Here is an 18,624-nt window from a genome sequence, read left to right as displayed (position 1 = left end):
GTTTGTCTGTGTTATCCCCAACAGACAAACCTTGTTTCACTGTGCAAAATCACTTATAACTAAATGTATTGGAGAATATTTGGAATGTCTTTTGCTGTGAATACCATAATTGCCGACGACCACCCGTTGTTTAGAAGTGCATTACGCCAAGCAGCCGCAACCTGCGTTCCTGAAGAACATATACAAGAAACCAGCGACATAGACGGACTGTTTGCCTTACTCAAAATACACCCAGAAATAGAACTTATATTTTTAGATTTAACCATTCCCGGTGCTAATGGCCTACAAGCGCTATCGCAACTACGTAATCATTACCCCGACATTTTAGTAATTATGGTTTCTGCCAACGAAACTCCCAGCATTATAAAACAAGCTATGAGCTTAGGTGCCGCAGGTTATATTCCTAAATCATCATCGCTCGATATAATAGGCGAAGCTATTGGCCATGTACTCAATGGCGACACTTGGCTGCCCGCAGATATTGATTTAACCGACGTAGTTGTTAATGACGAGCAAAGCAGCTTTGCCCTAAATCTCGAAAAGCTTACCCCGCAACAATACCGCGTACTTGCCATGATTGCCGACGGTTTACTGAATAAGCAAATAGCTTTTGAAATGTCGATTCAAGAAACCACTATTAAGCAGCATGTTTCTGCTATTTTACGCAAACTCAACGTTTATAACCGCACCCAAGCTGGCATTTTATTTAACCAGCTATCGCAAGTCGGTAAGTTAGAAGTAAACTAGCCCACAAACACTACACGTTAACTTACTTGGTTAGTCGCTTAATCATACGCTTTAATGCCGGTGCTTTTAGCGGTTTATACAATAGCGGATAACCTGCATCAAGCACTTGCTCACGTATGCTTTCATCATGATTTGCTGTATTTACAATTACCGGCAAGTTAGTAAGCAGCGCCTTATTAAGCACCTCAAGCCCGGTTACACCATCATCGAGCTGATAATCAATAATAAGTAGTTGTGGTAATGCAGCGCTTGCTTTTAATTGCTCAAGCTCAGCTAAATTAGTTGCCGTGGCTATTTCGCAGCCCCAGTTTTGCAGTAGTTGCTTAAGTGCATCAAGCACATTTTTATCGTTATCAAGCAGCCAAATACGCAAGCGACCTAGTTCGGTATCGGGGTTAAGCATTACCCGCTGAGTAGGTTGTACCGCTTTACTTACTGTGCATGCCATGGTGAGCGTAAATTGCGTTCCTTTACCTAGCTCAGAACCCATAACCAAAGGTATTTGCAGTAAGTCGCAAATACGCTTAGTGATCGACAATCCTAACCCTAGGCCTTCGGCATTGGGCTTTTCGCCCAGCTGCTTAAACTCTTGATAAATACTTTGCTGATCGCTTGCGGCAATCCCCACACCGGTATCTTCAATAACAAACGACACATGGCTGTCATCTTCAAGCAACACTTTTAAGCGTACCTCGCCGCGCTCGGTATAGCGTATGGCATTACTAAGTAAATTACGTAATACCCGCCGCAACAGTGCTTTATCTGTATGTATGCGTACATCGCATTGCTTTACAATAAATTTAAGGCCTTTTTCTGCTGCTAATGCCGAATAATCGTTGCGTAGCGGCTCAATTAAACTACTAACATCAAACTCGCTGGCCTGCACTTTAAATGAGCCAGAATCTAACTTGGTTAATTCTAAAATACTGCTAAGCAGTTCTTCTGCACTGCCTAATGAGTTTTTAATATTGAGTGCTAGCGCTTTTAGCTCAGAGCTTTGTGCTTTTTCGTTCATTAAAGAACAAAACAAGCTGGCGGCATTAAATGGTTGCAATAAGTCATGGCTGGCCGCCGCAAAAAAGCGGGTTTTGCTCACAGTAGCTTGCTCGGCTACTTGTTTTGCCTGCGATAACTCTTGGTTAGCTTGCGTTAATGCTGCGGTACGAGTTGCTACTTTTTCCTCTAGGCTTACATTGGCTAGCGTTAGTGCTTTTTGTTGTTTTACAAACTCGGTAATATCGGTATAAGTAGTTACAAAGCCACCACCGGGCAGTGGGTTGCCTTGCATTTCGAACACTCGGCCATCGCTGTGCGAACGCTGAAACTTATAAGCACTGCCTTGCTTTAAATACGCTAAGCGCTTATCTATTTCAATGGCAATATTACCGCTATTAAATAACCCTCGCAGCGCATTAAAGCGAATAATATCGGCTACTGGGCGGCCAATATATAAAGCATCGTCTGGGTAAGTAAACATACGTTTATAGCCTTTATTCCACGCCACTAAACGCAATTCACTATCTACCACACTTATACCTTGTTGAATGTTTTCAATTGTAGATTGTAAAAGATCGCGGTTAAATTTAAGTACTTGGCTGGCCTCATCTACAAATTCGGCCACTTGCTCTAATGGTTGGCGTTGCTCATTTTTAGCTACGTCTAAAATAAGCCGTGCCGATGCACCGCCTATTACTGCCGACATTTCACGCTCTACCAATAACTCTAACTCGGCTTTAGCCGGGCTTTTCCATTGGCTTTTATCATCTGGAAAATAATGATTAACTAACGATTGGCTGGCCTCTTTTTCAGCAAAACGCTGCAATAAAGCCCCCAGGTCATGATAACTCAACGGATGCAATGTAGTGTCTAGGCGCGAATCATGGGGTTGTGCAATAAATTTATTACTTTGTAATCGCTCAGCAAGAGTGGCTTGGCTAAAAAAGGGCATTAATAAATACACTAAGCAATTTGCACCTAAAGATAGCAATAACGCTTGGCTAATACTCTCCAAACCAAGCGACAATAAATCGGTAGGCGCCAGCCAAGCTATTTGCCATGGCCCTTCTGTTAGCCAACTACTTTGGCTCCCCAGGCCACTGGCCAAGTTTGGTAATAGTAAGGTATAACCCCAAATAACAAAGCCGGTTAAAATACCCAGTTGCGCGCCTCTGCAAGAGGCATGTCGCCACCACAAACCAATTATCATGGCAGGTGCAAACTGCGCCACTAAAGTAAACGACATTAAGCCCACTGTGGCTAAAGTGCTGGTTTCTCCAAGTACTCGGTGAGTAAAGTAACTAAGTAGTAAAATGAGTACAATAACAATTTTGCGCGCATGTAATAAGTTGTTTTTATCTAACCCACGGCTACTTGAGGTAAGCTGCGAGCGACGTAAAATAAACTGATTAATAAAATCATTAGTGATCATTACCGATAATACAATCGACGATACAATCACCATGCTGGTTGCTGCCGAAAACCCACCTAAAAATGCCAATAACGTTACCAGGGTATTGTTTGCCGCCATAGGCAATGCTAATACAAAAGAATCGTGGCCAATATCATTGCCATTAAAGTAAACCAAGCCGGCGTAAGCTATAGGTAAAATAAATAAATTAATTAGTAGCAAATAAAGTGGAAATATCCACCGCGCTTTGGCCAGTTCATTGTCGTTATTGTTTTCAATAAAGCTCATATGAAACTGACGCGGCAAACATAACGTAGCTAAAAGCCCTAGTAAGGTGTGCGCAACATATACATAAACAGGGCTTTGCGTAGCGGTAACTTGGGTGGGTAGTTTAAGCTCATAGGCTTTTTCGTATAAGGCGACTGGGTTATCAAATAGTGCAAAGCAAACATATAAACCCACTGTAATAAATGCCAGTAACTTTACCACCGACTCAAACGCAATACTGGCGATAAGCCCTGGGTTATGCTCGCTTGGGCGTAACCGCCTAGCACCAAATAAAATAGCAAATAAAGCTAAAAGCAAGGTGATATAAAAAGTACTGTCGGCCCACACTGCATTACTTTGCGTGGGTGCTCGGTCGGTAAGCAAGTTAATACTTTGCGCCGTAGCACTAAGCTGCAAAGAAATATACGGCACAATTGCAATCACCGAAATAAGCGACACCAAACCCGACAAACTCGATGATTGTCCATACCGAGTGGCTATAAAGTCGGCCATTGAGGTAAGTTTTTGTTGCCGACAAATATGCGCAATGCGGCAATATAGCTGCCAACCAAAAATAAATAATATAATAGTGCCCGCATAAGTAGGGGCGAGCCACCAGCCATTACTTGCAGCCTGTGCGGTAGTGCCAAAAAAAGCCCACGAGGTACAATAAACCCCTAACGACAAACCATAAGTTAAGCCTTTAAAAGGTAAAACCTTACGCTTATCGGCCCACCCTGCAACAGCAAACAATATGCCTAAATACACCACGGCAATTAAGCTAATCGACCAAATAGAAAACATAGTTTTATTCTTTTAATTATTTTTATAATTATTTAACTAGCATATGTGTTTTTGCAGAAAAAAGCAGCACCCACTTTAGTGCTAACAATTCAAAACATACTCGATAAAAATAAATAAGAACTATTTGCATTTGAGTGTTGACACACACCTAAATCTAATTGATAATCACTATCAACAAGAAGGAAGTACATCCTAACTTGTTACGAAATAAACTGATTTGTTTCTCGACCCTGGAACAACGTGTAGCGCACGTTAACTGCTATGGTTACTTGTAAATTCAACACAACGCCCCTTGATGTTGATAACGAGTAACCGCCCTACTATTTTACTTGCTACATTGCTCATATCGGTGACGGTAGATATGAAACTAAAAAAGCCCTTACGGGCTTTTTTTATGTCTGTAATTTAGCTATTAAATTACTTTCAGTTATCTAAATTCAGGTTAATTATTAACGACGATTTTTACGCGCTCGCGCTCGGCGTTGTAACTTTTCGTCTTCTTTGGCTTGCTTTTTAGCCGCCGCAGCCGCACGTAAACCAGCAACCATTATCTCTTCCTCCTCACGCATTTGTGGGGTTTCCATAGTAATGCGGCCAATAATGCCATCGCGTAGTTCGTTAATTAAAATTTCCGACATTTTGTAAGTGTCTATTTGGTTACCACCACGAATACAACCACGCTTTTTACCCGCTAATTCAACAAACTCCCAGTCACTCTCTGGTAGTTCATCTATTTTGTAGCGTGTTTTTAGTAGCTCAGGGTACGCCTTTATTAAATACTCAGCTGTGTAGCTCGCCACTTCTTCATACTCAAGTGCTGTATCGCGTATTGCGCCAGTTGCGCCTAAGCGGTAACCCGAGTTTTCATTTTCAACTTTTGGCCATAGCATACCCGGCGTATCGTAAAGCATAATGCCGTCTTCAAGCTTAATACGTTGCTGCGCTTTAGTTACCGCAGGTTCGTTACCTGTTTTAGCAACTATACGCCCAGCTAACACATTAATTAACGTAGATTTCCCCACGTTAGGAATACCCATAATCATGGCTTTAATTTGCTTATCGGCACCCACCTTGTGAGGCACTAACTTTTTACACAGCTCATTAATACGGTGTACTTCAGCCGCTTTATCATTACCAAAAGCAATTGCTTTTACGCCGTTTTCTTGCTCAAAGTAATCTTTCCATATTTGAGTCATTTTTGGATCGGCTAAATCGGCTTTATTCAAAATTTTAATTACCGGTTTACCTTCACGCAGCGTCGCCACCATAGGGTTTTCGCTACTATAAGGAATGCGCGCATCAAGCACCTCAATAATCACATCCATTTGCGGCATTATTTCTTTAATTTCGTTGCGGGCTTTATTCATGTGCCCAGGGAACCACTGTATTCCTGCTCTACTCATTTGATTTATATGACCTTTAATTAAAGACCGCAGCCTATGGGTACTAATGTGGGTACTAAAAGTAAAACTATGCTTTTGTACTTTTCGTAATGAGAGTAAGTTTACTACACAATGGTACTTTAATTCTTCTTAAAATAAATTAGGCACGGAATATGACATTATTCCCTATAAATAAGAAAGGCGCCTAGTGGCGCCTTTCTTATTTATAGGATTTATTGGTTTGGTATCTGGACATATATTTCATCATCCTTGCGTATATCTACTGTAATATACACATCCACTCCATTATTCATAACAGCAGTACCTTTATAGAAGCCACTTTTAACTTCTTCATCTAGCGTTACAGCTATACATTCGCTTGATTTTTGGTAAAACTGCTCTTGATAGATTTCGGTCACTAACTGACAGGCTTGCTCTTCTATTGCGTTATCATTAATCATTTCTGTTATAAATGTTGAAAATATAAATGCAATAACCCAAGCGAAAAATGCTTTCTTGTCTTGTTTGTTGAGCTTAACTCTCTGCCAAATATATATTGGCACAACTAGAACCATCCAATGTGCAGGGGCGATTCGGTCAGTCTTTTTTAATTCTTTTTCATCGAGAATAGAGAAACCAACATTGAGACCTAAATAAATGAAAAAGCTATACATTAACGGTATAGATAAGGCCAACTCAATTACTAGGCCTAAAATAGGAACTACACATAATGCCCACAAAAAGCGATCTGGGTGCTCTTGAATAAATTTAAACGGGGATTCTTTAGGGTCAATCGCTTTAGGTTCTACTGTATTTGATTCTACTACTGAATTATTTTCTTCGTTCATTTTAAGTCCATTAATTTTAAGTTTGGAGTATTAACAACTTATACATCCATGTTTGTAGAATTTCAGTTTACCAAAATAGGATAGGATTACTAGATTTTATTATGAAAACAATGCTTTATACTTATTTAATTGTGATCGGCTTTTATAAAAACAAGCAGGTAGATGCGATAGGTAAACGTTTTAATCACAATTATATTAACGAGGATTACCTGAAGCAAAAATACGGCATAAAAAGGAAACCCCAAGCTTCCCTTTAGATTCGTTTTAAGCTGTTTGTGCTTTTAAATTTAGCCAGTCTTCTTGTTTGAGCTTGTTCCAAGCAGCAAGGATATGGGTGGGCTTCATTTGCGACTTTCTAGCATTCCAGCTATGTACTGTATTAATAAGCTCTTCATCAGTAATGTTATTGCCCTCTAGCTCATTCGTTGCAACCCAATGCACAGTTGAAAGTAACTCCATACCGTTTTGCGACTCAAAACCTTCTATTAGCCTGGCGACTTTATCAAATCGTTGCTTTGTTTCAGGGCATGCTTGCAAATAGTTAATTGCTTCGATAGCCGCATCATCTTTAAGCTCAATTGGCGTATCTGGCTTGTTTATGCCATCTGCATAGCCGGTAATAAAGTGGCCTTCCATTTTATCTAACACATGGCGAAGTACATCAGCATTAGGACCATAATGATGCTTTTGAAATACCACTTTATTTAAAGGCTCACCCGCCGCTGTTAAAAAATAAACCAGCTTTTGCACTTCTAGTAGCGATAAGCGATAACCAAACCCTGTAGAGGTATAACGTTCTATCAAACCTAAAACGGCAGCTCTACCGAGTGTCATATCGGGTCTTTTAGTTTTATTAGGCATCGCCTGGGCAGTTGGTGCATTTTGTGGTGGATATACATGCCACTCAACGTCTGGCAATTCATTTAAAGAACGCTGTATTAGTGAATCGACAGCATTCCAATCTAAGCCACCTAAGCCACTTCCCAGTGCTGGTAAAGCAACTGATTTAAGACCTAATCGTTTTACCTCAGCTTTTAAGCTGTTAAGCCCTTGCTCTATATATTCAAGCTTAGAACTACCTTTCCAATGCGCTTTAGTGGGGAAGTTAATAATATAAAATGGTGCATTAATAGAGTTAAGCTCAACTGTTAACACCTCACCTGTTATTAGCTCTTTATCATCACAGGCTTTTTTGTATATCTTAAAGTTATCAGGAAAGGCCTTTTTAAACTGCAAAGCAAGCCCTTTACCCATTACCCCTACAGTGTTAACTGTATTGATAATAGCATCAGCTTGATCATGTAATATATTGCCTGTTTGATAAGTAATCATCTTAACCTCAGTAGTACCACTGCGGCCTAACTACGACCTCAGGTTTATGTTGTGCAATCCTGTAAACATTTCCGCTACACCCCTAGAGCTGCCCACCCACACCTTTAAACTTCTCAACAAAAGCGGCGATTTTCTGAAAAACTGTTTGCTTCTGGGTTCGGTACTGTGGATTCAATGGGCTAAGCTTTGGTAGCGCTTCATTAAGTGCAGTGCCATTTTCAGAGGCATACTCTCGCTTAAGTGATGAGGCAATGTAGCGTTTGGCAGCTTCTTCATTTAGCTTTTCAGAGGCGATAATGGTATCGGCTTCGCGCTTCTGCTCCGCCTGAGCAAACTTGAAGAAGGCGTCGATGATGCTGGCTTTGTCATTGATCTCATCAAGGTTTGTCTGGTTAATAAAATCAACTACTAAGCTCTCTTTAGCTCTATTTCCAAGGCTACCGCGAATCATACGGCGGACTTCTTCAATCAAGCCACCTTTGCTCTTGTTCTTCTTATTGTGGTCAAAAATCAGTTCTAGAATGTAGTCGAGGTTGATTTCTTGAGATTTAAGCAAATCAATTTCAAATACCACATCGTCCCAGTCTACCGTTGACTTATCTTTGTCCTGGCCTTCTTTATCGCGTCGTAACCAGTCACGGGTATCGTTGTAAGTAGAACGATAATCTTGGATAGAACGCTCGCTAGGCATATCGATGGTTTGCATTGCCTCGATATCAGCATCGTCCAGATAGTACTTTGACTTAAACTCTTCAACTGCTTGTTCATCATTGGTATCTAGGCTTTGCAGCGCTTTTAAACCAGCAAACTCATCGTAGTTTTGTAAAATATTTTCTGCTTTTAGGTATTCACCAAACAGCTTTGCAAATTCTTTTTTATCTTGTTCTTTTTCAATGTTTTCTGGGTTTGGAAAGCGTTCTTGCAGCTCTTTTACGATATCAACAAAACCTCGACGCGCTTGTTTGTTAACAATATCGTAGAAGCCTTCCATGTATTCTTTGTAGCTCTTCTCCAACACCACATTTTTGGTGTTTTTGTCACCAAACAAGGTGATGGCATCAATGGTTGCCTGTTCCAAGTCCCGAAAGGTAACAATATTGCCAAAGGTCTTAGTCGCATCATAAATGCGGTTAGTGCGAGAAAACGCCTGCATCAAGCCGTGATAGCGCAAATTCTTATCAACAAACAAAGTGTTGAGCGTAGGCGCATCAAAGCCCGTTAAAAACATACCCACCACGATGAGCAAGTCTATTTCCTGGTTCTTAACTCGTTGGGCAAGGTCGCGGTAATAGTTCTGAAAGCCATTACTGTCCACGCCATAGTTGGATTTAAACATGGCGTTATAATCAGTGATCGCGGCGCTCAAAAACTCTTTCGCACTGCTGTTTAGGCTACTTACTTCAAAGCTCTCATCTAAAATATCACCAATGGCGTCCTGCTCTTCATTAGCAGCAAATGAGAAGATAGTAGCAATGCGTAAAGGCTTACTTGTGGGTCCATTCTCATCCTGGGCCTGCAATGTTTTAAAGCTTTCATAATACGCTTTAGCCGCATCAACACTACTTACCGCAAACATGGCGTTAAACCCTTTCGCGCCAGAATAGGCTCGATGCGTTTTCTGGTTAAAATGGCTCAGAATATACTGCGAGATTTCACGAATGCGCATCGGATGCAAAAATGCCTGCTTGTTCTCCGCGGCACTGAGCTTCTTATCATCCTGTTCAGTCTCAATACTCTTAAATTGTGGGCGAACATCGTTATAGTCCACTTTAAACTTAAGTACTTTCTCATCACGAATGGCATCAGTGATCACATAAGTGTGCAACTGCTGACCAAACACGTCGCCCGTTGTTTCTGCACCCAAGGCATTTTCAGGAAAAATGGGCGTACCCGTAAAGCCAAACTGGTAGTACTTTTTGAATTTCTTCTTCAGGTTTTTCTGTGCCTCACCGAACTGACTTCGATGGCACTCATCAAAAATAAATACCACTTGCTTGTTGTATATCGCTAAATCGCTCTCATTCTTTATTAAATTGTTGAGCTTTTGAATTGTCGTAACAACGATCTTGTTATCGTCTTTATCTAAGTTGCTTTTAAGCCCTGCGGTACTGTCTGAACCGTTCACACTATCAGGCGAGAATCGCTGATATTCTTTCATGGTTTGAAAATCGAGATCTTTACGGTCAACCACAAAAAAGACCTTATCAATACAGTCTAAATCGGTGGCTAAACGCGCGGCTTTAAAGCTGGTGAGGGTTTTGCCTGAACCTGTGGTATGCCAAATATACCCGCCGCTTTCAGGCTTAGCCCAACTTTTACTGTTAAATGCACTTTTTATCTTCCATAAAATACGTTCGGTGGCCGCAATCTGATAGGGGCGCATCACGAGCAAGGTATTGCTAACATCAAACACCGAGTAATGTAAGAGCACTTCAAGCAACGTCTCTTTCTGGAAAAAAGTAGCCGTGAAATCTTTCAAATCCTTAATCAGTGTATTGTCTGACTTCGCCCAGTTCATCGTAAAGTCGAAGCTGTTTTTGTCTCGCTTAGTGGTATTGGCAAAATAGCGCGTGTCGGTGCCATTGGAGATCACAAAAAGCTGCAAGAACTTGTACAGTGAATTCTCTGCATTAAAACTCTCTTTACTGTACCTATGTATTTGATTAAATGCTTCGCGGATCGCCACACCACGCTTTTTCAGTTCGATTTGCACCAAAGGCAAACCATTGACCAAAATCGTCACATCATAACGGTTTGCATGGCTCCCCGTTTGTTCAAACTGCTTAATCACCTGCACTTTGTTACGCGCAATGGTCTTCTTGTCGAACAGGTAGATGTTTTCTATATGGCCATCATCAAAAACAAAATCGAAGATATAGTCACTGTGCACCTTGCGGGTTTTGTCGAAAATATTGTCGCTGGGTGTGTTCAAGTATTGATCACAAAAGCGAACCCATTCAGCATCGGTAAACTCAACCTTATTCAGGGCTTGTAGTTGTTTGCGCACATTCACCAGCATGGCATTGGGTGTCGTTAGCGCAGGTAAATACTCATAGCCCTGGTTGCTTAGGTCCTGAATCAGCTCACGCTCTAAATCACCTTCGCTCTGAAAGTTTTCATTAACTTGCCAGTCTTTAGTGTATTTATCTAAAACAATAAAATTATTGGATTCTGCCACCGTTTTATAAGTCGTCATTCGTTTACATCCTTTTTCTTACTTCCATGCCCAAGTAGCTTTTTAACTTCGCGGTCAAAGTCAGATTCTATTTTTTGTTGTTTGTTAAATTGCTCATAAGCTTCATGGGCTTTTTGCTCAGCCGCCTTGCGGGTTACATTGCCATAGCCTTCTAATACTTGGTATTCGTTAAATGCCAAAAACTTATTCACACTTTCAGCGAAGGCTTCCATGGTAAAAGTATTACGGCGTTCAATAATACCTTCTATGTAATCAAAAAATGCTGACACAGCGCGTTCGAGCTTTTTAATTTCATCTTCTGCCAGATAGTTTTTCGCGATGGTCGTATCTGATTTAAGTATCCGCCCCTCAGGTGCATTTTTATAAGTTGTCATACCCATTAATGGCTGACTGGCATCGGCTTTAAGTGCAATAATTTCAGCCGCAGTATGGCCGGTAATAGCAAAGTGAAACTTGTCTTGCACGTGGGCGTAAAACAAACGCGTAGTTTCTGATTTAGGATCGTAATCAATACTGCATTCAGCAAAAATATCGGTGATTTGCTGATAAATACGTCGCTCACTGGTGCGAATAGAGCGCACTCGTTCCAGCAACTCTTTAAAATAATCTTTACCAAAAAAACGGCCATTTTTAAGGCGTTCATCATCCATGGCAAAGCCTTTGATGATGTAGTCTTTAATCAGCTGTGTTGCCCAAATCCTAAACTGTGTAGCTTGAGTTGAGTTAACCCGATAGCCAACGGAAATAACGGCATCTAGGTTGTAGTATTTCACCGCTTTGGTTTGGGTCTTGTCAGCTATCGCGCCATGTGCAGTGGTATGTTCCAAAATGGAACATACCAGTTGCTCTTGTAATTCACCGCTTTCAAAAATATTTTTTAAATGTTTGGTAATCGCCGGTCGCTGCACGCCAAACAGCTCTGCAATACGTTCTTGCGTCAACCAAATGGTTTCACCACTAAGTAGCACTTCCACTTTAACTTCGCCACTAGGTGCTGTGTAGAGTAAAAATTCAGAGGTTTGGTCTTGTATGGTCAAATTCTTATTGGTCACCTTCAGCCTCCAGTTTCAAAAAGCCATATTCACTGCTTAAAAAATTAACAAGTTCTTCTAGTTTTACTTTATCATTTTCCTCAACCTCTCCAGTCTCTTCACCTGCATGTGCAGAATGGCTAGATAACTGTAGAATTCGATTGGCATATGAGTCGAAAGAATTATCAGCGACTTTGGGAAGAAGGCTTTCCCATTTATCGTGCCCTAAAAACGTAGCGGTTTTCTCTAAAATATTTCTTATAAAATTAAAGTGATACTTTTTAACTTGATTATCATTAATGGCTTTTCTTATCTCCGACAATAAGTGCAAATGATATGAAAACGGCGTTTTCACACCAAGTTCAATTAAATCAAACTTCTCTTCGATATTTTTATTTAAACGATATTTCTGGCATTGGTTTGGCTTATAGTTCCAAACACGCGGCTGAGCTTCAGGATTTTTACACCATTTATTATTAAACTCATTAGATAGCACATTATAAAAAAGCGGGTTATGAGTGGTAATTACGAACTTAATATTACACTCACTTGATTTTATAAGGCTTGCCAAATTAACGGCTAATTCAATTAAGTGGTTATCATCTAAAGAGCTTACCGGATCATCGATAAAAACATACTCAAGTTCATTAAAATAGTCATCTTCACGTTTATCTATATCAGGCTCTTTTAAGATCTCCATAACTTCTTCAAGTAGCGTAAAAAAAACACTCCACACGAAGTTACTTTCTTCACCTTTGGATATTTTAATCGGCGGGGTATGTTCTGTTCCACGCTCATAGGTAAATTTAACTTCCGGAAAGGTACTAATATTAACTCTTCGACCATTCTCAGATATTTGTTTTGTTTGCTCAATAAACTGAGGCGTTAACTTATTATTGGTATAGCGCTGAAAGTTGGTAATAATGTTTTGATCTTGTCCACGATCTCTTATGATCCAATCGGTAAACGTATTGGGTTGGATTTTTAACTTCGGCTCTGAATCAGCATCTAAGTCGTTATCCCAGTAAAACAAGTCTTCCGTAAACGCGTTGTAATACAAAATCTTGTGGCGCGACAGTGGCGCTTGCTCTGCACCATCAAGATCATCAAGCCCATCTTCCTTTGGCGCGATAATCTCTTTAAATTCACGGGATAAACGCGTCTTACCTGTGCCATTAAAGGCATAGATTAACTGCACTTTTTTATCAGTATTCTTTAATTTATGAGCAATCCCTGCAAGTGATTTTAAATACTCCCCATAAAATTCAGAAATATCACATTTCTTAACGGCCCAATGCCCCCGGTGAAACTCAAAATCATCGATATCTAATTTTTGTTGTTTCTCCTTTAGAAGCCCTCTGGTTAAAGGGTAGTAGTCTTTGCCAAATCTATACTTAATGCGTAAATTATTAGAATTAACTTTAATATCGGTAATTTCCCCAATTCTTGCATCAACAACTTCATTCTCGACCGCAAACATGGTTGGCAGATTCTTGAGCTTATTTATTGCATCCTGATCTAATGATTGAAATTGCCCTTTGATAGCGGCTTCCGTGTATTCAAGAAACCTGTCTTTCGGAATCGTGAATTCCCCTTGATCGCCTGAGTAAAAGCTAGGCACGCTTGCCATGATCAGGTTGTACATTTGACCGCTCATTTACGCTGGTTCCTCCATAGGTTCAGGGAAGCTCAACAACAGGTCACGATAATATTCGTATTGCTTTTGGCGTAACTCGATTTCGCGTGGGAGACCTTCGGTAATAGAGCTAGTTAGTGCGTCGAATTTATCGAGAATAGTAACGATGCGTTCTTGCTCAGAAAGCGATTTCTCTTTATTGCTAGCAAATGGTACTGGAACCAAATACTCCATAATTTTTAGCTTATTTCCTCGTGGCATTTTTGCACCTTTCGCATGCTGCATGTTGTATTCAAAAAACTTATCATCAGCCAACACTTGATACAAATATCGTGGATTTATAGTTTTATCAGTAGGATGAACAACAAGAACATCACCATTCGTGCCGCCAACTCGATCTGCATGCCAAATTTTCTTCAAATAAGGGCGTATATTCCCTATTAAGATGTCACCTGGATTGTATTGTGTAAGATTTCCACTATCTGGAGTACGAGTGGAGTCTATTTTACCAGCTCGATTCTGAAGCAAGCTTTCAACACCAACATAATTATTGTCATCTAGTTCTATGTGACTAATACGAGCCTTTGAATACTCGGCAACTTCACCTAACGTCTTCCACTCAACTTCACCACCTTCAAAACTCAACAACTGGTCGCGGTAGTAGTTGTATTGTTTTTTCCGTAGGTTAAGCTCGGCGGTCAGCTCGGCGGTCATGGCGGTAAATGCGTCCAGAATACGCACTATTTCAGCTTGTATTGCCAGCGATTTTTCTAGGTCATCTGGGCATGGGATGGGGATGAGTATTTTTGCTAGGTTGTCCTTTGACACTCTTCGAACTTTTGCGCCAGTTATAAATTTCCGTTTTTGCTCTTGAAATGAATCAGATGTGAAAAAATGAGCTAAGTATTTAACGTTATTACTATGCCTGTAAAGCATCATGTCACCTGAAATTGCAACATCGTCACCTAACCACGCAAGCGGCTTAACTACATCTTCATCATTCTCTGATGTTGTTGCTAACAAAAGATCATTCTTTTTGGCTTTTTTTAGTTTTTTCGCTAATTCATGAGTTACATAAACGAAAGTACTCTGTGCTTCTAGTCCGTACCGTGTATAAATTTGGCCATAATGGATTGCTGGAAAGCCAGTGTCAGTAAAGTCTTTTTTTTGCAATCCATTTCCTCTAATAAACTCACCTACCTCACCCAATGGTTTCCACTCAACCTCATAGCCATCAAGTAACTTATCCATAAAATTCAGATGGCTCATGCTTCGCCCTCGATTTCGCCCACAATGACATCAATCTCACTGCGAAGCGCATCAATTTTAGCAACAGTGGTTTTTAGATCGCGATTGAGTTCAGTAATGTTTGTGACTACGCGATTATCTTTGACTTCTACATAGCTACTCACTGATAGGTTGTAGCTATTGGCTGCAATGACATCTAAATCAACGGATTTGGCAAAGTGATCCACATCCTCTTTGCTGGCAAACACTTTCATTATGTCTTCAATGTGCTGATTGGTGATTACGTTGGTATTGGTTTCCTTTTTAAAGTAAGCCTCGCCGCTGGCATCAATAAACTGGGTGGTAGTGTCGGTTTTGTGTTTAGACAGCACTAAGATATTCACGGCAATGGTGGTGCCGAAGAACAGGTTAGGTGCCAATGAAATCACGGTTTCCACATAGTTGTTATCAATAAGGTACTGGCGAATTTTTTGTTCTGCGCCACCACGGTAAAAAATACCAGGGAAGCAAACAATCGCTGCACGGCCTTTGCTTGATAGGTAACTGAGGGCATGGAGTACAAAAGCAAAGTCGGCTTTTGATTTAGGCGCTAATACGCCAGCGGGCGCAAAGCGGTCGTCGTTGATTAGGGTTGGGTCGTCGCTACCAATCCATTTCACTGAATAAGGCGGGTTAGAGACAATCGCATCAAACGGTTTGTCGTCTAAAAAGTGCGGTTCGGTTAAAGTGTCACCCAACTGAATATTAAACTTGTCGTAGTTAATGTTGTGCAAAAACATATTCATACGCGCCAAGTTGTAGGTGGTGTGGTTTAGCTCTTGACCAAAAAAGCCATCTTCAATGATATGCGCATCGAAGTGCTTCTTAGCTTGTAACAGCAACGAGCCCGAACCCGCCGCAGGGTCATAGATTTTATTCACACTGGTTTGGCCGTGCATGGCCAGCTGCGCGATCAATTTCGAAACGTGCTGAGGGGTGAAAAATTCGCCACCGGATTTACCGGCATTTGCCGCGTAGTTGGAGATAAGGAACTCGTAAGCATCACCGAATAAATCAATTTGGTTGTCTTCGAAGTTACCAAAAGTTAAACCTGCCACACCTTTTAACACAGCTGCCAAGCGTTTGTTTTTTGCCTCTACCGTATTACCCAAGCGGTTACTGGTGGTATCAAAATCCGCAAACAAGCCTTTGATGTCTTTTTCTGAATCATAGCCATTAGCTGAGTTTTCAATTGCAGCAAAAATAGCTGCCAAATCAGTATTTAAATTTTCGTTTTTGTGTGCATTGGCCACCACATTGCTAAACAACTGGCTTGGAAGGATAAAATATCCTTTCGAACGGACTGCATCATCTTTTGCAGCGAGAATGTTTTCATCATCATCGACCATGGCAGCATAATTCACGCTTTCATCACCGCCTGTGATGTAAACTTCAAAGTTTTCACTGATAAAACGATAGAATAAAGTACCCAAAACGTACTGCTTGAAATCCCAACCATCTACTGAACCTCGCACATCGTTAGCAATAGCCCATATTTGTCGTTGAAGCTCAGCACGTTGTTGGTTACTTGTCATTTCTTTATTCCCGTAAAGTACGTTATTTAATATTAAGCCGCATATTCTAGTAAGTGAGATAAAGCTCGTATTGGCTTTATCTCACTTACTTATCATCCAAATAATACTACCACAAATTCTATATTATCAATCTGCTGCTTCACTTTATAAATAGTTTTACTATCCTTACGCTTCCCTTTCACCAATTCTGTCCATTATCCAATCATCTACTTCTGACTCAAGCCAAGCTACAGATTTAGCTCCTAGCGATATTTGCTTTGGAAATGTGCCTTTAATCATAAACTCATAAATTGTTGAACGACCTAATGATTGTTTTTTTGATTCTTCTTTTAATTAAGCACATGTGATTTTTCGGTTGAATATTTGCTCATTAGCTGTGCATTAAATTTCTTGCTATTTTCACAGGCAATTCATTTAATTGCGCTATACTGGCGCAAATTTTTTCAAATAAGTAGTTATGGCTCTTAAATCCACCATTATGAAAGTGCAGTTGTCGCTTAGCGATATGGACCGTCACGTTTACCAAGATTTTAATTTAACCTTGGCCCAGCATCCTTCAGAAACCGAACAACGTTTGATGATCCGCTTACTCGCTTTTGCACTCAATAGCTGTGATGGTTTAGAATTTACCAAAGGATTAAGTTCTGACGATGAGCCCGAGCTGTGGCATAAAAACTACAGTGAAGAAATAGAGCTGTGGATAGAGCTGGGTTTACCTGACGAAAAGCGCCTTAAAAAAGCCTGTAATAAAGCTAAAAAAGTGGTGCTTTACACTTATGGCGAAAACAACCAGGCTATTTGGTGGCAAAAACAGCAGCCTAAATTACGTGATTTTAAAAATCTTAGTATATTTAGTTTGGATTATGGTGTTACCCAAGCTTTGGCCAATTTGGTTGATCGTAATATAAAGCTTGCTATTACTATTCAAGATGGCGAGATGTGGGTTAATACCGACACGACCAATATTGAAATAAAACCACAGCAGTTAATGTGATAACACCAAGGTGAGGGGCGTATGAAGGTTAAGCAGGTTATTGTTTTACACGGCTTATATATGTCTGGCTTTGTGATGCGCCCGTTGTGCTCTCGCTTAAAAAGTTCTGGCGTAAAAGTGTTAAACCTAACTTACAATACGCTCACTCCTAATCGCGATACTATTTTTGCGCAAATAGATGAGTTTATAGGCGATCAGCCTTCGGCTTTTGTTTGCCATTCTATGGGCGGGCTTGTTGCTCGTGCGTATCTTGAGGCGAACTCGCCTGCAAGCCAACATGTTGAAAAAGTAATTACTTTAGGCACCCCACATAAAGGCAGCCATATTGCGCAAAAAATGCAGCAAAAAGGGTTTGAATCTTTTTTAAAAAATAGCGTAGAGTTTTTACTTTCTAAAAACGGTAATTGGCCTTTTAAAGCCAAACTTTACAGTATTGCTGGTGATTTACCCATAGGGCTTATGCCGCTTATTGTTAAAGGCAGTTGCTCTGATGGCACTGTATTACTTGATGAAACCAAGCTCAAAGGTATGGCCGAACATAAAGTGTTTCATTTAAGCCATACCAGTATGATTTACTCTCGCCAAGTACTCGATTATATTTTAGAGCGCTTAAACGAAGACGATTAATCTTCTGCCGCTGCTGCAATTTTATAACTAATTAAAAATATAATACCTAATACTAGTGGTATAGGTGCGGCTATATAACCAAAAGTATCAAAGTTAGCAAAGCTGGCACTGGCTAAATGCGCTATTACGCCAATTAAAAACACTACCACGGCGATACCCGTTACGATCAATTCAGCTTTATGTTGTTTAGCTGTTTTTGTGCTCACTTTATTTCTCCTAATGATTGCTACCTCCTTATTATGCGTTATCAAGTCGAATGATTTTTGACCTAAATCAATTAATGCGACAGCGGCGCACTTAACTTGTTTAAAGCTTGTTTTGGATCATGATTTGTAGTGTTGAAGATATATTTTCCCTTCAGGGGTGGTATTTTAATTAATCCGACCCATTACTATTAATGATCTATTTATTATTTTTATAAGTAATGTAAGTACACGATTTATTTAAGCTATTAATCCCATCTATTTAAATTATTTTACTAACGGCTGATGATAGGCAATACTCATTAGCAGTTAACGTTATTAACCGTTA

The 18,624-nt window shown here is 40.3% G+C and carries 13 protein-coding genes and 1 pseudogene; 3 read left to right on the top strand and 11 right to left on the bottom strand.

The features are described from left to right. Positions 1-84: 84 nt before the first annotated feature. A complete protein-coding gene (locus I6E78_RS07750) occupies positions 85-747 on the top strand; it encodes a response regulator transcription factor (protein ID WP_011329573.1) in 663 nt (220 codons plus the stop codon). 22 nt (positions 748-769) lie between these two features. On the opposite strand, the gene I6E78_RS07745 is transcribed toward I6E78_RS07750, so the two are convergent. The 10 genes and pseudogenes from I6E78_RS07745 to I6E78_RS07700 all read right to left on the bottom strand — a co-directional run. After that, positions 770-4,225: a PAS domain-containing hybrid sensor histidine kinase/response regulator gene (locus I6E78_RS07745; RefSeq protein WP_011329574.1), complete on the bottom strand. Its 3,456-nt coding sequence runs from the start codon at positions 4,223-4,225 to the stop codon at positions 770-772. Positions 4,226-4,674: 449 nt separating this feature from the next. Further along, the gene (ylqF, locus tag I6E78_RS07740) at positions 4,675-5,628 is read right to left on the bottom strand and encodes a ribosome biogenesis GTPase YlqF (RefSeq protein WP_011329575.1); all 954 of its coding nucleotides are present in this window, start codon (positions 5,626-5,628) and stop codon (positions 4,675-4,677) included. Positions 5,629-5,840: 212 nt separating this feature from the next. Then, complete coding sequence (locus tag I6E78_RS07735; protein WP_197182248.1) at positions 5,841-6,455, bottom strand: hypothetical protein; 615 nt, start codon at positions 6,453-6,455, stop codon at positions 5,841-5,843. A gap of 264 nt (positions 6,456-6,719) precedes the next feature. Further along, on the bottom strand, positions 6,720-7,787 hold the full coding sequence (darG, locus tag I6E78_RS07730; RefSeq protein ID WP_197182247.1) for a type II toxin-antitoxin system antitoxin DNA ADP-ribosyl glycohydrolase DarG: 1,068 nt from the start codon (positions 7,785-7,787) through the stop codon (positions 6,720-6,722). Positions 7,788-7,869: 82 nt separating this feature from the next. Further along, complete coding sequence (locus I6E78_RS07725; RefSeq protein ID WP_197182246.1) at positions 7,870-10,983, bottom strand: HsdR family type I site-specific deoxyribonuclease; 3,114 nt, start codon at positions 10,981-10,983, stop codon at positions 7,870-7,872. Next, positions 10,980-12,020 (bottom strand): virulence RhuM family protein, encoded by a 1,041-nt coding sequence (locus I6E78_RS07720; RefSeq protein WP_231617961.1) that lies wholly within the window; start codon positions 12,018-12,020, stop codon positions 10,980-10,982. Before I6E78_RS07720 ends, I6E78_RS07725 begins: the two co-directional genes overlap by 4 nt. 4 nt (positions 12,021-12,024) lie before the next feature. Continuing rightward, complete coding sequence (locus I6E78_RS07715; protein WP_231617960.1) at positions 12,025-13,671, bottom strand: AAA family ATPase; 1,647 nt, start codon at positions 13,669-13,671, stop codon at positions 12,025-12,027. Then, positions 13,672-14,919 carry a restriction endonuclease subunit S gene (locus I6E78_RS07710; protein ID WP_197182244.1) on the bottom strand — a complete coding sequence of 416 codons (1,248 nt, stop codon included), beginning with the start codon at positions 14,917-14,919 and terminating at the stop codon, positions 13,672-13,674. It lies immediately after the preceding gene. Then, entirely contained in the window at positions 14,916-16,472 is a 1,557-nt protein-coding gene (locus I6E78_RS07705) for a type I restriction-modification system subunit M (RefSeq protein WP_197182243.1), read from the bottom strand. The genes I6E78_RS07710 and I6E78_RS07705 overlap by 4 nt, the downstream gene beginning before the upstream one ends. A 165-nt stretch (positions 16,473-16,637) precedes the next feature. Beyond that, positions 16,638-16,790: pseudogene (locus tag I6E78_RS07700) on the bottom strand (helix-turn-helix transcriptional regulator); the annotation flags it as partial. Positions 16,791-16,929: 139 nt separating this feature from the next. Here I6E78_RS07700 and I6E78_RS07695 point away from each other — a divergent pair. Together I6E78_RS07695 and I6E78_RS07690 are read left to right on the top strand one after the other, a co-directional pair. Continuing rightward, positions 16,930-17,466, top strand: coding sequence for a YaeQ family protein (locus tag I6E78_RS07695; RefSeq protein ID WP_058374423.1), 537 nt, complete (start codon positions 16,930-16,932; stop codon positions 17,464-17,466). A 21-nt stretch (positions 17,467-17,487) separates the two neighbouring features. Continuing rightward, the gene (locus tag I6E78_RS07690) at positions 17,488-18,093 is read left to right on the top strand and encodes a PGAP1-like alpha/beta domain-containing protein (protein ID WP_197182242.1); all 606 of its coding nucleotides are present in this window, start codon (positions 17,488-17,490) and stop codon (positions 18,091-18,093) included. Here the strand turns inward: I6E78_RS07690 and I6E78_RS07685 are convergent. Then, positions 18,090-18,299, bottom strand: a complete 210-nt coding sequence (locus I6E78_RS07685) for a hypothetical protein (protein ID WP_011329578.1) — start codon at positions 18,297-18,299, stop codon at positions 18,090-18,092. The genes I6E78_RS07690 and I6E78_RS07685 overlap by 4 nt on opposite strands. Positions 18,300-18,624 lie beyond the last annotated feature (325 nt).

Origin of the sequence: Pseudoalteromonas sp. NZS127 (assembly GCF_015864805.1) — a bacterium.
GTDB classification, from domain to species: domain Bacteria; phylum Pseudomonadota; class Gammaproteobacteria; order Enterobacterales; family Alteromonadaceae; genus Pseudoalteromonas; species Pseudoalteromonas nigrifaciens.
The sequence above is the reverse complement of the archived record's forward strand: the minus strand, read 5'-3'. Positions and strand labels throughout refer to the sequence as shown.

Coding starts and splice junctions, on each gene's coding strand:
- I6E78_RS07750 (WP_011329573.1), top strand. CDS start 85: ATGTCTTTTGCTGTGAATACCATAATTGCCGACGACCACCCGTTGTTT.
- I6E78_RS07745 (WP_011329574.1), bottom strand. CDS start 4,225: ATGTTTTCTATTTGGTCGATTAGCTTAATTGCCGTGGTGTATTTAGGC.
- ylqF (WP_011329575.1), bottom strand. CDS start 5,628: ATGAGTAGAGCAGGAATACAGTGGTTCCCTGGGCACATGAATAAAGCC.
- I6E78_RS07735 (WP_197182248.1), bottom strand. CDS start 6,455: ATGAACGAAGAAAATAATTCAGTAGTAGAATCAAATACAGTAGAACCT.
- darG (WP_197182247.1), bottom strand. CDS start 7,787: ATGATTACTTATCAAACAGGCAATATATTACATGATCAAGCTGATGCT.
- I6E78_RS07725 (WP_197182246.1), bottom strand. CDS start 10,983: ATGACGACTTATAAAACGGTGGCAGAATCCAATAATTTTATTGTTTTA.
- I6E78_RS07715 (WP_231617960.1), bottom strand. CDS start 13,671: ATGAGCGGTCAAATGTACAACCTGATCATGGCAAGCGTGCCTAGCTTT.
- I6E78_RS07710 (WP_197182244.1), bottom strand. CDS start 14,919: ATGAGCCATCTGAATTTTATGGATAAGTTACTTGATGGCTATGAGGTT.
- I6E78_RS07705 (WP_197182243.1), bottom strand. CDS start 16,472: ATGACAAGTAACCAACAACGTGCTGAGCTTCAACGACAAATATGGGCT.
- I6E78_RS07695 (WP_058374423.1), top strand. CDS start 16,930: ATGGCTCTTAAATCCACCATTATGAAAGTGCAGTTGTCGCTTAGCGAT.
- I6E78_RS07690 (WP_197182242.1), top strand. CDS start 17,488: ATGAAGGTTAAGCAGGTTATTGTTTTACACGGCTTATATATGTCTGGC.